The following is a 13,189-nucleotide window of genomic DNA, read 5'->3' as shown; positions in this document are numbered from 1 at the left end:
TTTATATCTTGCGCCGAAACTGCTGATGAAAAATCCGTGAATACACCGACTGATGCCGAAGGCTGAGTTGTAAAACTGATTTTGGTTGCAGTAACTTCAATTTTGTTTGCATCACTGGTTGCATCACTTATCGCTGTGAACGCGGTGAACGTTGAACTTGATGTTCCTGCGGTTACAGTGGAATTTGTAACCTGAAAGTGAAATTGCTGATTATCCGTAACTGTCGTTTCAAAGGTAACGTACAAGTCTATCGTTGTATTTCCGTCATCTGTCGCAGTTACATTTGCGCCGGAAAGTCCACTGAACGAAATTGTTTCTCCGTTCACCGCAATATCGGAAATGAGATTTGCTCCGTTAAAAAGCGCCGCTCGTCGAATGGAGTTTGCCCAATTAGAAACTGTATTGCTTGCTCCTTTACTCATCGTGATTGATGAAAGAATTGTTGGATCAGTATCAGCATCTGCGCTTCCACCACCATCGCGTATAATGAACGACCATAACCGTACACCATCCGTTATTGAAGAGATGGCATTGGATTGAAACGAAGCATAATCAATATTCGCAGTTTCATTTCCTGCAGAAATAACATCAGAAGAAGAACTTGATGTTGACGGTAATATTGCAGACCACGTTGTGCCGACACGGATTCCATCGATCAAACCAGCAGGTCCTGTTGTTGAACCACCTTGTCGTATCGCAACTCCGTAAACAGTATCCATATCTGTTGATGCAATATCTGTAGTTGAATTTTTTATCGTAGGAGTAGGTTCTGAAGCGCCGGGAACAGGATTGATAAAAAGTTGAACACTGTCATTTCCCGCATTCGCAACGAAAATATATTTTACAGCGATTAAATATGTTGTTCCGATACTGTAAATAGAATCTGAATATGCAATATTCGCTGCTGTGCTCGATTTCGCAATTCCAAAAGAAAATTTCGACGGGTCCGAAGATTTTCTTTTTGCATAAACTCTTGCAGTAAATGCTGATGAGTTTTTATAGAAGTGGATAAAATAATCTCCGTTATTCGATGATATTTGAGCATACGTCAAATTCACTAAGAAAGAAAAATACAAGTTTCCTGTTACGACTCCCGAAGGAGAACTTGCCCACGTTTTATTCACATCTTCACCCGTAGTAGCAACGGAATCTGCATTCCCTATTGATGAAGAAGGATATCCACTATAGACTAACCCACTAATGGCAATTTTTTGAGGATTCGTTCCGGTGCCACTATGCGCGGTCCATCCATTTGCAGTTACATTTGTTCCTGAGGTATAACTAAAATTTTCTTCGAAAAGCAACTGACTTTGTGCAGTTGTTTGAAAAATTCCTGCAATCACCAACAATACTATTGCAGTAGAAAAAAAACGAATTGTTTGTTTTACAGTGTTCGACATATGAGTTTGTAATTAAAGGTTAAAAAAAAATAAACTGAAAAAATGATTGAAAAATTACTTCATCAAAACCATCTTGCGAATGTGCGTAAAAGTATTTCCTTCCGCATCATTCACGAGCATGCGATAAAAATAAACGCCGCTCGAATATTGTTGCGCGTCGAATTGTATTTCGTTCGCTCCTTCTTCAAGAAATTCATTATTCAATAACGTTGAAATTTCCTGTCCAAGAACGTTGTAAATTTTCAACGTTACGAAAGCATCGTTTGGCAACTCGAATGTAATGGTTGTCGAAGGATTAAATGGATTGGGATAATTTTGATGCAACACAAACAGTTCTGGAATATTTGCTATCGTTTGCAACGGCGAATCCGGTTCTATTTTCCCTAATGGGCTTTTGAAATACACTGCTTCAGAAATCATTTTATACGAAGGAATTTTTAACGGAATGACACTTCCACCGTTTGCAGGAATCGTATCTTCTATCGTTATTGCACCACTGTTAAATTCACGATTAACTCGAGTGAACGCAGAATCGAGTGCGTTAAAATATGCTTGACGATTTACTTCACTGATTCGGCGGAAATATGTCAGATAGACATCTGCTGAATCTGCAATGCGTTTAATAGGTAATCCATGCAATCCGAATTGCTCGACGTTCGGTTCATTGTATAGAATGTCACCTAAACTCGCTTCGCTCATAATTCTTGGCGATGTTTTACTTGCGGCTTCATTTACACGATAAGCAGCAAGTTCTGTCGCAAGATGATTTTCATACTTTGTTGCAGTCGGATTTTTGAACGCTTTCACAAAAAGTTTCTCCTTCTTTCCCGTTACTCGTACTGTATCAAATGGATATGCTTTTGTTCCAACTCCCGGAAAATATTTTTCCATTTTTTTCCCTTCTGCAAATTCCATCCATCCATATTTTTTTGCTGAATCTTTTACCGCCTGTGCTTTACCAAGGACAATAGGAGTTAATTTTGTAACCGCTGCGTCGCGAACGTTTGCAGGAACTGGAAGTGGATAACCGACATTCTTTTTGTATTTTAATTTCTCTGCTTTTCCTCCTAACGCGCTGGAAAGAAACGTGCGATACTTCGTATTATCCGGTTGATAGTAGTTGATAAATTTTACAAAAGAGAGTTTTCCAATTTCTGCAACAACGGATTGCGATGTTGAACTTCCGGTTATTGTAGAGTCATTCGTGATTGTTTGAATATGACTCCATTGCGCACTGTCAACTTCTGAAACGGTGTACGTTCCTTCCTCCACTTCACTCAACAATACTGATGATTGATTTGAATCGGCAATAAGCGTATTGTTTCCATCGCGCACTTTTAAACCCCACGATTTCAATGTTTGGTCATTCGTCGTCGAAATGTTGCCATCTGCGTCAGAATATTTTTGAACTAAAATTCCTGCAGAAATTCTATACAACGCAACAGAATCTTCGCTGAATGAAAAGTTTTGGTTGTATTCTAAAGACATCGTTGCGGGGTCCGTAATAACTCCTTTGTGCGTTGTTTCTTCTGTAATATCATACGTTCCGCCGCCGGTACTATCCTTATGACCCACTTGACCGAATGCCCATCGTGAAAATCGCGAAACATTGGTTATCGTTACAGCATTATTTGCCGTATCCACAACTCCCGTTTTTTCAACACGGTATTTGTTGTGCAAACTTTGACCAGAATCCGGATGCCAAGCAATGCGAATTGAACTTGGAGGAGTTCCGACTCCGGAAAACTTCAAACCTGTGTAAGCCGAATGAAAGCGATAGGCATTCGTATCACCCGCTTGAATAGCGCGTTCCATAATTCCGCGATTGATTTTCCCAGCACCAATGACTGCAGAAGCAACCGGATTTTGAATCGAGATTTCGTACGTTCCTTCAATAGAAAAATTTGATTTCAGATTCAACTGATTTTCAATTATCACATTGGAAGACGACGATGTATTTTCACCATCAATTTCCAAATTGTACAACGTTGCGGAAGAAGTTTTCCCGCTCGTAGATAATCCTATAGATTTTATTTTATCTCCTTTCATACTTACCGTTGAACTTCCGGGCACAAACGTACCAGTTCCTGCAAATGAACCATAAAGTTTCAACTGAGGTGCAGCAAGTTCATTCACAGTTATATTTCCATTGACCGTCAACGAATCGCGAAGTTTTAACGTAATAGGCGCAGGGAAAACTAAATTGCCGCCAATTCCTACAGAAAGTTGACCTAATGAATCTGCGCCGCTGGGAAGTTGGTCAACATAAATTGTATCGCCAAAATTGACTTCTATCGAATCATCCGCAGAAGGCAACGCATCTCCCGTCCAATTCAATGCGTTCGACCATAGCGAATCCGCGCGTAATGCACGCAATTTCATTCCACGACGCGGCAACCGATTTCCAAACTTCAATCCAGTTACATTTTGCCCACTGGAAGAAAGTAAAATCGAAAACGTTCCCGGTGCAAGTGGTGCTGTTTGACGCCATCCTGCTCTTTGCTCTTCCTTGATTGTATAAATTCCAGGTCCAAGTCTTGTAAATTGAAATTCACCGTTTTGATTCGTCGTTTGGGAATCGAAAACTGCACTATTCTGTTCGATATAAATTTTCCAGTCGGCGATAACAGGTTCAAATCCCGAAGGACAAATCGGGCAAATATCCCGTTGTCCGTTTGCTTTTACATCGAAAAATTTTAATCCCGATATTGAACCTAATCGGAAATAACCGAAATCTTTCCCGGCAGCGGTAGGAATTGTTGTTGTAATTTCAATCCGGTAATAAAAGTTGCCATTTGATTGTTGCGTTGGTTGTGTTATTGTTCTATCAGAAAGGTTATCAATAGAAACGAAATATGTTCCAACTCCCAAATTATTGAAATAGTAATTTCCATCTTCATCCGTTGTTGTTGTTTCAACAATATTGCCGAGAGAATCTTTGTGCAAAAAGAAATCTGGTCCCGGTTTTCCTAAATCAGAACCATCGAACGTTCCATTCCCATTATCATCTTCGTAATGAAGTCCAAGTATTTGTCCGTTTTTGAAATTTCCAAATTGATATCCTGAAAAAATCAAACCTGTTGTAACAACGACGGAATGATTTCCATTTTCAGTCGGAAATGTTTGAACCCATCCTTCTTGCTGAATTTGCCCAATAGAATATGTTCCGGGTAAAAGTCCAGTGATCGTATAATTTCCGTTTGCGTCAGAGATTGCACTGCTATCACCATCAACTGTTAGAACCCATCCTGATAATCCCGGTTCACCGCCATTTTTAACACCATTTCCATTCAAATCACTGTACACTGTTCCGGAAATAGAACTGAATCGAGTAATATCGAATAAATCACGCGGAGAAACTTTATACGGATTTTGTTTAGACACGTTACCCGTATCTTGGTCTTTTCGATGATAAATCGCGCCGACAACATCGGCAGTTGGAGGAATTTTTTCACCAATAATTTGAACACCCGGTGAACGCAACGTATCTGCGGGATGTAAATACAGTGTTCTATACACGCCACCGACGTGGAATTTCACTCCAGCGGTTGCGGATGTTGCAAAGAAACCAAAACCGACGGAATCAAAATGAACACCGTTGATACGTATAAGACGACCTTCAACCGATTCATTGATTTCATTTGTTGAAGTTAACGTCAGCGGCGTTGGAAGAACATCTGTTCCTTCAATAAAAAAATTGGGAAACCCTATGGAACCCGGTACAATTTCTGTATTTCCGTTGAACGCTGTTATGTTTCCAAGAGCAATAATTTTTGAACCTCTTGAAAACAATTGCGATGAATTTGCATTGCTGCGAAAAACCTGAAGTCCATAATCTCCATCTTGAATAAAGAAACTCGTTGTTGGCGCAACCCCCGTTGGTAATGCTAAAATAGAATCTTCAACAGTTACAACCCCTTGCGTAGCGACTATTTTATTTGTCATTACGGGAACTAATCCATTCACATCGCTATTTCCATATCCATCCACTCCGCCTGTCCTTATGTTGGAAATTGGGATAATGACATTTGATTTGGGTGATGAACTGATTTGATTTGCCGGATTCGGAAATGCTGCTGTATACACTTTCCATTCATAAATTCCATCGAACCCTGCTCCATCAGGATTTGGTGTATCAAAACCAAAAATATCTATAGTCCCTTGTGTAGCATCTAATCCGGCATCAGGAATAATAATTTTATTATCAGAAACCACATACGTTTTACCAGTAAATTTTCCACCAAGCGTAACATTTCCCCCGTTAAAACCTGTCCATTCTTGTGGAATTTCTACTATCACAGTATCAAGAATACCTGAAGCAACTCCTATTACTCCTATGCGGACATCTTGTCCTCCAGAATTTCGTCTGAAAATTGATGAGTTCAATAAAACACTTTCCGATGAGGTAATGTTCACAATGGTTGCGCTTCCGTCTCCCGATGCTGCTGTTATCCACGGAAATGTTTGATTCTTATTTTTTTGCCCAGGTGTTTTATCTGCGGCTGGTTGATTTGTTTTCCATATTGTCATCGAACTCGTATCGTTGTTCAATCCTCCAGAACGGTCATTGGAAAAATATGTTACTGTTCCTGATGAGGATGTGGCAATACTATCCGTCAATTTGTACCACTTGGCATCCGGAAACCCTGCTTGACTTGCATTTGTTCCAGTCGAAACATAATCAATCACATTGGAGGTTGAACCGGAACCATCAAGAAGAACAATATTTTCATTCGTTGATATATCCAATACTCCCGATGCAATTAACGAACCTCCAGAAAGTGCATTCGTAAATAATACAAGCACTGAATCACTCGGGTCATGGTCTTCAATGGAATAATTATTGGGATTACCCGATGGAACTTGAAGAATAATAAGAATTCTTGTTCCCTGAACCAATCCTTGTAAATAAGGAGCAATGGGAAAATCCAAATGTCCTTCCGATGTTCCGCCTGCTCCTGCTTTGGTGCTTACATCGCTTAAACGAAACCCTGATATATCAACAGGATTTGGACTTGTAACTAACAACTCAACATACTCTTTCCCATCTGCCGATTGTGCGTTAGGAAGAAATTCGTTGATGATTACATCGTTTTGCACTACTTGCGCTTTTGCCGAAAGCGTAAATAATAACGCTAACGACAATGCAGAAAAAATATTAGCAATCTGCTTCATAATAAAATGCCTTTCAAGAATATAAATTGACAAAAAAAAATGTTTAAAACTTAAATGTGTGCGGGCAAAATCTATAAAAATATTTAATCAAATAAAAGATTTATAAAATTATTTATTTCTCCAAATGCAAAATGTGTACCGTCGTTGTTTCATAAACATCCTCTCTCGAAAAAAATTATTCGTATCTGTCCAAACGAAACTTTTCTCCCAAATATAATTTCCGAACTTGTTCGTCCGATGCAAGTTCTTCTGCTGTTCCCGATTGAAATATTTCTCCGTTCACCAAAAGATACGCTCTATCCGTAATAGAAAGCGTTTCGTGAACATTATGGTCAGTAACCAGTACCCCGATTCCATCATTCTTCAAGTCGTGAACGATTTTCATAATTTCTTCCACTGCAATCGGGTCAATACCTGCAAAGGGTTCATCGAGTAAAATGAATTTCGGCTCCATTGCAAGAGCGCGCGCTATTTCTGTTCTTCGCCGCTCGCCGCCGGAAAGATTATATCCCTGATTATTTGCAATGCCCGTTAAAGAAAAATCCGTTAGTAATTTTTCGCAAAGAATATCCCGTTCTTGTTTTTTCATCGCACGCAATTGCAATACAGCAAGTAAATTTTCGCGAACAGTAAGTTTCCGAAAGATGGATGCTTCTTGCTGTAAATATCCGATACCAAACCGTGCGCGTTTATACATCGGCATCTTCGTTATATTCGAGTTTCCCAAAAAAACTTCTCCTGCATTTGGCGAAATCATTCCCATTATCATATAAAATGTTGTTGTTTTTCCCGCACCATTAGGTCCAAGGAGACCAACAACTTCACCTTGCGCAACTTGCACGCTTACACCTTTCACAACGTCGCGCTTCTTGTATCGCTTCCATAAATTTTCCGAGCGAAGCGTTACAACATTGTTCGTTATTCGTGAATCGTGAATCGTTTCTGTTTGTAAAAGAGTTTCTTCCAATTTTTCTTCTGTATTCTTACTACTGGCTACCGTTTTCGAACAATCCACTTAAAATTATCCAAACGAAATTTTTCTTCGTTTCCTTCTAACAAATTTTCCGGAACATATTGTCCTTCAACACCGCCAACAACGGTAATACGTTGCATTTTTTCATTCTCAAAAAAAATCCGCACTTCGTCTCCCGTTGATTTGTTCGCACCATTCGGTTTTTTCTTCCCGCCCAAGGAATCTTCATCAAAGAGAAAAAATAAACTTGTTGCTGCCCGCTTCACAATTATTTGATGTAGTTTTTTTTCAAAAAAAAATAATTGCATCTGTTCTCCGTTTAGTTGCTGAAACCGATTTTTGTGCAATAAATCCGCCTGTGAAACTGCAAGCGTATGTTGTTTGATGATTGCACATTCTAAGTGTCGTTTTCGTAAAAGCAATTCTATCGTATCGCCGCTGACTTGATGTTCTCTGTAAAATATATATGGTTGTCCAATCAAAATGATCGAGTCACGCGCGCGAACATATTCCATATATCCCGCAATTGCAGAAACCGATTCTTGCTGAACTTCCACGTTACGTTTCGCCCAAAGGTGTTCAAGCGAATCATGCAATGTTTCCAGCGTATCAGCACGGATAATCAGCGTATCAATTGTTCCATCGGTTGCTGTATCGTAATCAACAATTTTCGGATTTCCTGTCATTCGTGAAAATTGTTGTTCAGGATAATGTTCAAACAATTCACCAAAGGATAGCGTAGAATTTTCTTTGTTAGAAAGAACAACGCTTCCCGAAGCAAGTACACGTTTCCCATTGCGATAATACGTGAGTTCATTCGCTTTCAACGTTGCATCCGTATCATTAACAACAACATTGAATCGGAACAACGCTTTTCTTTCATTCACAAAATATGTTCCGCGTTCCGCAGTCAATTGTTTTTGTTCTTCTACTAAACGGACACCATTAAATCCTTCCGCAATTTTTTTTTCACTCGAATATGTTCCGCGATTTCCAAAAAATGTCAGAGAATCTTCTTTTACACAAACATTTCCTTCGAGAACAAAAAATTTTTTCGCCAGATATTCCGTCGCTTTACTGCATGTTACAACAATATTTTCCTGACTGAATTTAACATTGCCAATCAGTTCGCGTACGTTCTCGCCGTCAACAACCGTTCCAATTAAACTATCCGCATGATGGAGTGTCACTAGCGCTTCTTTCTTTTGTTGAGCAGAGAGCGTAGAGCATTGAGCATAGAGCAACACACCAACAACCAATGACCAATGACAAAAAAAAGGCATGAATAATTTGTCATTTGTTATTGCTAAACTTCTACGCAAATCCCACATCGCACATTTCAAATCGAATCTCATTCTTCTTTCACTTTTGCTTTTCCCGCAACGCGAAAAATTTTATAGAACCTCAATTCCTGATCCGATTCAAATCCATAGCCGCGAATATCTTCTGTCGGTGATGTAATATGAACAAATTCCTGCGAGTGAACTTTTTGCGCCGTATTGTTCCAAAATAATTTTTCCGTTTCAACAACGGTTCCGCTGTCGGAAATAAGAACAACGTTTCCTTCTGCTTCCAAATCTTTTGAAGCATCATTGACTTTTCCTTTTCGAGCAGTAAGTTTTGAAGTATGATGACCTTGTTCATCAAAAAAATCAACAATAACGCCGCTGTCGAGAATTGTAAAACTTCTATTTTCAAATACTGAAACATATCCAGCAAAAATTATTGCTCGGTTTCTTCCCGAATCGGATATGGTGATTTCCGAATTCCAACTTTCCTGCGATGGAGCGTTTGTTTCAAATTGATTGACAACGGATGGCTGAATTTTTTGTTCACAGGAAGTACAAAGAAAAATTACTGCAAAAACAAAACAGTAATTGGTCATTTGTAATTGGTCATTTGTATCTCGTCGTAACGTATTCGATTCAACGGAAAACAAACGACGAATAACAAATAACAAATAACGCTTCACAAATTTTCTCCTAATCCCGCTTTTACCAAATCGTGTAAATGGATCATTCCTATCGGATGATGAAACTCATCAACCACTACTATTTGCGTAATGTTGAATTCTTCCATTTCCTGCAGCACAACTGCAGCGAGAATTTCTTTGCGAATTGTTTTGGGATTTTTTGTCATTGCTTTTTCCGCCGTAATGTTTGAAACATCCGTTGTGCGTTGAAGTAACCTTCGCAAATCTCCGTCGGTAATTATTCCGACAAGTCTATTGCTTTCATCAACGACACACGTTGCACCAAGTCGTTTCGATGTCATTTCTAAAATTGCATCACGCAGGAACACATTCTGTTTTACTTTCGGAACTGCATCGCCGCTCATCATTATTTCTTCCGCTTTCAAGAGCAGACGTTTTCCCAAATTTCCGCCGGGATGAAACAGCGCAAAATCTTCTGCGGAAAAATTTCGTTGCTCGAGCAGCACAATCGCAAGCGCATCACCCATTGCGAGCGCGGCAGTTGTTGATGATGTTGGTGCCAAATCGTGCGGACACGCTTCAATTTCAATAGAACAGTCGAGAACGACATCAGAATTTATTGCAAGCGGCGAATTGATGTTTCCGACAAGCGAAATTATTTTTGCATTCACGCGCTTGAACATCGGAAGAAGTGGCAACAATTCTTTCGTATCGCCGCTTTTGGAAATGCATACAACCACATCGCCTTCGCGCACCATTCCCAAATCGCCGTGAACCGCATCGCTCGGATGAAGAAACATTGATGGCGTTCCGGTGGAGTTCAGCGTTGCAACAATTTTTCTTCCGATGATTCCAGATTTCCCCATTCCCGATACAATCACACGACCGTTGCTTTTCAAAATTATTTCTATCGCAGAAATAAAATTATTATCAATGCGCTTTTCTAAACTTGCAATCGCATTTGCTTCAATGCGAATAATTTCTTTCGCTTTTTCGATTATTGATTGAATCATTTTTCAAATGTAACTAATTTTCTTTTGCGCAATCCGAAGGTAATTTTTTTAACCGCAAAGTTTCGCAGAGTAAAGCGCAAAGTCCGGGAATAAAAAACTACTTTGCGCACTTTGCGGTTAAAGAATTTTTCGATGAGATTACCATTCGTAAATCGTAAACTGCACATCGGAACTCAATGTCTTTTCATTCCACTGCACTTTCGGAGAAGTATTATCCGAATAAATTTTCCAATCGCTCGAAATTGCGTCAACAATATTATACACATACACAGCACCGGCAGCGATAAAACAACCGAGACTTACATTGTAATATAATTTCGACTGGTCATCGTAATAATCGCGTAGAGTTTTTGTTTGGGAAGAAAATTTATTTGTCTCGGCATCAACGCCTAAGTTGTTGAAAATTATTCCCGACGGAACGAGCAACACTTCTGCACCAAGAAATAAATATCCTTTTGTTGTTTCGCGTTTGTAATATTGTCCCCAACCCGGAATAAGCATTGAACGCCACACCGGAGAGAATTTTGTTGGTGGCGATTCAATATTATTTTTCTTTGGAAGTTTTACCAGCGACCAAAATGTATGTTGTGTTGTGTTCCGTTCCATTCTTGAAAGCGTTCATCTTCTACTAATCCGTTGAGCGTTGTAGATTTTCCTTGAATAAGAATTTCTTTTGCAATTTCATCTGTGCGCTGCAAATCTGTTGTTCCGTTTTGAAATGTTTCTTTCGTGTTTGAATTTGTTTTCTCTGAAGATGAAACTTCGATTTCGCCGCTTTGATTGATGCGTTGTATTGCATTCACTAACGCTTGCTCGTGCGCATCTGTTTCAGATTTGCTGCTCGTTCCGCTTCCGACAAAATAATCATTCTCATACCCTTTCGGAGTTTCTTCAAGCCAAAACGGACGAGACGATGAGCAGCCGATGAGGAAAAGTGAGAAAAGAAAAAAAATTGTTTTCATTTTACAGTGCCAATTTAACGAATGGATAATTCAATATTTTCGAATCTGCGGTGAGAAGTTCGCAGTCAAAAATTCTTGTTGTGGCAACAATCATTTGGTCTGCTGGGTCGCGATGAAATGTTGCGGGAAGTCGTGTTGATTCGATTGCAATTTGAGGAGTAATGTTGAGAAGTTGAATGCCGGGATATAAAAGTGCTTGTTCTAACCATTGTTCAATCGGCAACGGTAATTCAAGCCGTTTCAATTCGATTGACTTTGCAATTTCCCAACAAGAAATTACGCTAATCCCAAGTCCGCTCGATTCATTCGCTTTGAGAATTTCAATTTGTCGTTTCGTAAGACGTGGCGAGTTTTGAACCCACCAAACCCAAATGTGTGTATCAAGCACAATCATTTCAAAACTTCCCAATCATTTTCTGCCACTGATGCAAATGGTTCATCGTAGCGAAATGGAGTTCCTTGTAATGGATAAGGATTTCGTTCTTTACTTTTTTCTTTTCCCTTTGGAAAAATAATTACTTCTACTTTTTCTCCTTTATGAAAAGGGATTTTATTCAACGTGAGCGTATTATCCGTTGAAACTAATGTTTCTGTATGATATGGTTGCATAAATTATTTTCGTTTGATTCGTGATTGTAAATTGTTTTCAAATCATTTATTGTATAAATATCTTCTCTCTCATCGTACAGAAAATCAAATGCGCCGCCTATTTCTGCAATGTGCATTATTCCTTCAATGGGAATATCATCTTCGATTTCGTTGTGAGTTGTATCTATTGTTCTGCTATTCATACAAGCATAATTGCAATTCTTAAAAACCTTATCTCTTTTTCTAAACCTTAGTAGCAGTTACAAACCAACTATAAGCTAACCTTATTACCTTATTATGTTTCCTTGTGCTAAAATAAGGTAATAAGGTTTGAGACGAGCGAGATTCATTTTTCTACTAAGGTTGTTTTTGTTCAAGATGGAGTCCACCTTTGTTTTCCAGAATTGAAAATACTTGAATGTTTCTCTCTCTTTACTACGCAAGGTGGACTCCATCTCTTGATTTTTTTTACCGCTTATGTTTGCCAAGATGAAACTCACTCGGGTCGCGCGCTTTGTTGGAAATACGAACTTCGTCGATGAAACCGTGGAAACGATGCGGTGCATAATTGTCGTATTTTCTTCCAATAAAAAGTGCTCCATTTGAATATGTAATTTGTCCCGTTGCAGGTAATTGTGATTTCAATTGTCCGTTGAGATATAATTTGATGTTGGAGCCATTATAAGTTCCGGCAATGTGATACCAATTTCCAATTGACATACCCGACGAAATCCAACTGAAAGTTACACGTTTTTCAACTCCTCCAATACCGATTTCAAAATGAATTGAGTCGCCGCTTCCCTGAAAGTAAAGAAGAAAATCATTTAAAATTCCCTCGGCCGATCTTTTGTCAAACAGAACTGGTGAGTCTCCAGTAAATGAATTAAAGTAAAACCATCCTTCAACAGTAATTTGGTGTGAAGAAGTAATTGTTGAAGAATTTGGGATAGATAAATAATTGTTAGTACTTCCATCAAAATTTCTCGCTTTTCCAAATTTTCCATTTACAATCGTTGTTCCCGTTGCAGTTCCGTTATTTCCATTTCCACTTGCATCGGCAACAACGTTTCCTCCCGTTTCATCAAAATGGTATAACGCAACGGTGTTGGAATCGGTTGTGTATGGTCCCGTATTTGTCGTCGCGG

The 13,189-nt window shown here is 39.1% G+C and carries 12 protein-coding genes; all 12 read right to left on the bottom strand.

Going from position 1 to position 13,189, the window contains the following annotated elements; translation table 11 throughout:
- Positions 1-1,400, bottom strand: a 1,400-nt coding sequence (locus FJ218_08755) for a hypothetical protein (GenBank protein MBM4166987.1), incomplete at its 3' end; no start/stop codon positions are given.
- Between the two features lie 54 nt (positions 1,401-1,454).
- A complete protein-coding gene (locus FJ218_08750; GenBank protein ID MBM4166986.1) occupies positions 1,455-6,575 on the bottom strand; it encodes a T9SS type A sorting domain-containing protein in 5,121 nt (1,706 codons plus the stop codon).
- A gap of 175 nt (positions 6,576-6,750) precedes the next feature.
- Positions 6,751-7,497 (bottom strand): LPS export ABC transporter ATP-binding protein, encoded by a 747-nt coding sequence (gene lptB, locus FJ218_08745; GenBank protein ID MBM4166985.1) that lies wholly within the window; start codon positions 7,495-7,497, stop codon positions 6,751-6,753.
- Positions 7,498-7,568: 71 nt separating this feature from the next.
- Complete coding sequence (locus FJ218_08740; protein MBM4166984.1) at positions 7,569-8,903, bottom strand: hypothetical protein; 1,335 nt, start codon at positions 8,901-8,903, stop codon at positions 7,569-7,571.
- Positions 8,900-9,520, bottom strand: coding sequence for an LPS export ABC transporter periplasmic protein LptC (gene lptC, locus FJ218_08735; GenBank protein ID MBM4166983.1), 621 nt, complete (start codon positions 9,518-9,520; stop codon positions 8,900-8,902). The genes FJ218_08740 and lptC overlap by 4 nt, the downstream gene beginning before the upstream one ends.
- Positions 9,517-10,494 (bottom strand): KpsF/GutQ family sugar-phosphate isomerase, encoded by a 978-nt coding sequence (locus tag FJ218_08730; GenBank protein ID MBM4166982.1) that lies wholly within the window; start codon positions 10,492-10,494, stop codon positions 9,517-9,519. Before FJ218_08730 ends, lptC begins: the two co-directional genes overlap by 4 nt.
- Positions 10,495-10,632: 138 nt before the next feature.
- On the bottom strand, positions 10,633-11,100 hold the full coding sequence (locus FJ218_08725) for a hypothetical protein (protein ID MBM4166981.1): 468 nt from the start codon (positions 11,098-11,100) through the stop codon (positions 10,633-10,635).
- On the bottom strand, positions 11,058-11,456 hold the full coding sequence (locus FJ218_08720; GenBank protein ID MBM4166980.1) for a hypothetical protein: 399 nt from the start codon (positions 11,454-11,456) through the stop codon (positions 11,058-11,060). The genes FJ218_08725 and FJ218_08720 overlap by 43 nt, the downstream gene beginning before the upstream one ends.
- 1 nt (position 11,457) lies before the next feature.
- Positions 11,458-11,850, bottom strand: a complete 393-nt coding sequence (locus tag FJ218_08715) for a type II toxin-antitoxin system VapC family toxin (protein ID MBM4166979.1) — start codon at positions 11,848-11,850, stop codon at positions 11,458-11,460.
- Positions 11,847-12,065 carry a hypothetical protein gene (locus FJ218_08710; GenBank protein ID MBM4166978.1) on the bottom strand — a complete coding sequence of 73 codons (219 nt, stop codon included), beginning with the start codon at positions 12,063-12,065 and terminating at the stop codon, positions 11,847-11,849. Before FJ218_08710 ends, FJ218_08715 begins: the two co-directional genes overlap by 4 nt.
- Positions 12,038-12,247 (bottom strand): hypothetical protein, encoded by a 210-nt coding sequence (locus FJ218_08705; GenBank protein MBM4166977.1) that lies wholly within the window; start codon positions 12,245-12,247, stop codon positions 12,038-12,040. Before FJ218_08705 ends, FJ218_08710 begins: the two co-directional genes overlap by 28 nt.
- 265 nt (positions 12,248-12,512) lie before the next feature.
- Positions 12,513-13,189: LamG domain-containing protein (locus FJ218_08700; protein MBM4166976.1), on the bottom strand; the 677-nt coding region annotated here is incomplete at its 5' end.

Source organism: Ignavibacteria bacterium (assembly GCA_016873775.1).
Classification (GTDB): Bacteria; Bacteroidota; Ignavibacteria; order UBA10030; family F1-140-MAGs086; genus JAGXRH01.
This window is presented reverse-complemented; position numbering and strand designations above follow the sequence as displayed.

Coding starts and splice junctions, on each gene's coding strand:
- FJ218_08750 (MBM4166986.1), bottom strand. CDS start 6,575: ATGAAGCAGATTGCTAATATTTTTTCTGCATTGTCGTTAGCGTTATTA.
- FJ218_08740 (MBM4166984.1), bottom strand. CDS start 8,903: ATGAGATTCGATTTGAAATGTGCGATGTGGGATTTGCGTAGAAGTTTA.
- FJ218_08730 (MBM4166982.1), bottom strand. CDS start 10,494: ATGATTCAATCAATAATCGAAAAAGCGAAAGAAATTATTCGCATTGAA.
- FJ218_08725 (MBM4166981.1), bottom strand. CDS start 11,100: ATGGAACGGAACACAACACAACATACATTTTGGTCGCTGGTAAAACTT.
- FJ218_08720 (MBM4166980.1), bottom strand. CDS start 11,456: ATGAAAACAATTTTTTTTCTTTTCTCACTTTTCCTCATCGGCTGCTCA.
- FJ218_08715 (MBM4166979.1), bottom strand. CDS start 11,850: ATGATTGTGCTTGATACACACATTTGGGTTTGGTGGGTTCAAAACTCG.
- FJ218_08710 (MBM4166978.1), bottom strand. CDS start 12,065: ATGCAACCATATCATACAGAAACATTAGTTTCAACGGATAATACGCTC.
- FJ218_08705 (MBM4166977.1), bottom strand. CDS start 12,247: ATGAATAGCAGAACAATAGATACAACTCACAACGAAATCGAAGATGAT.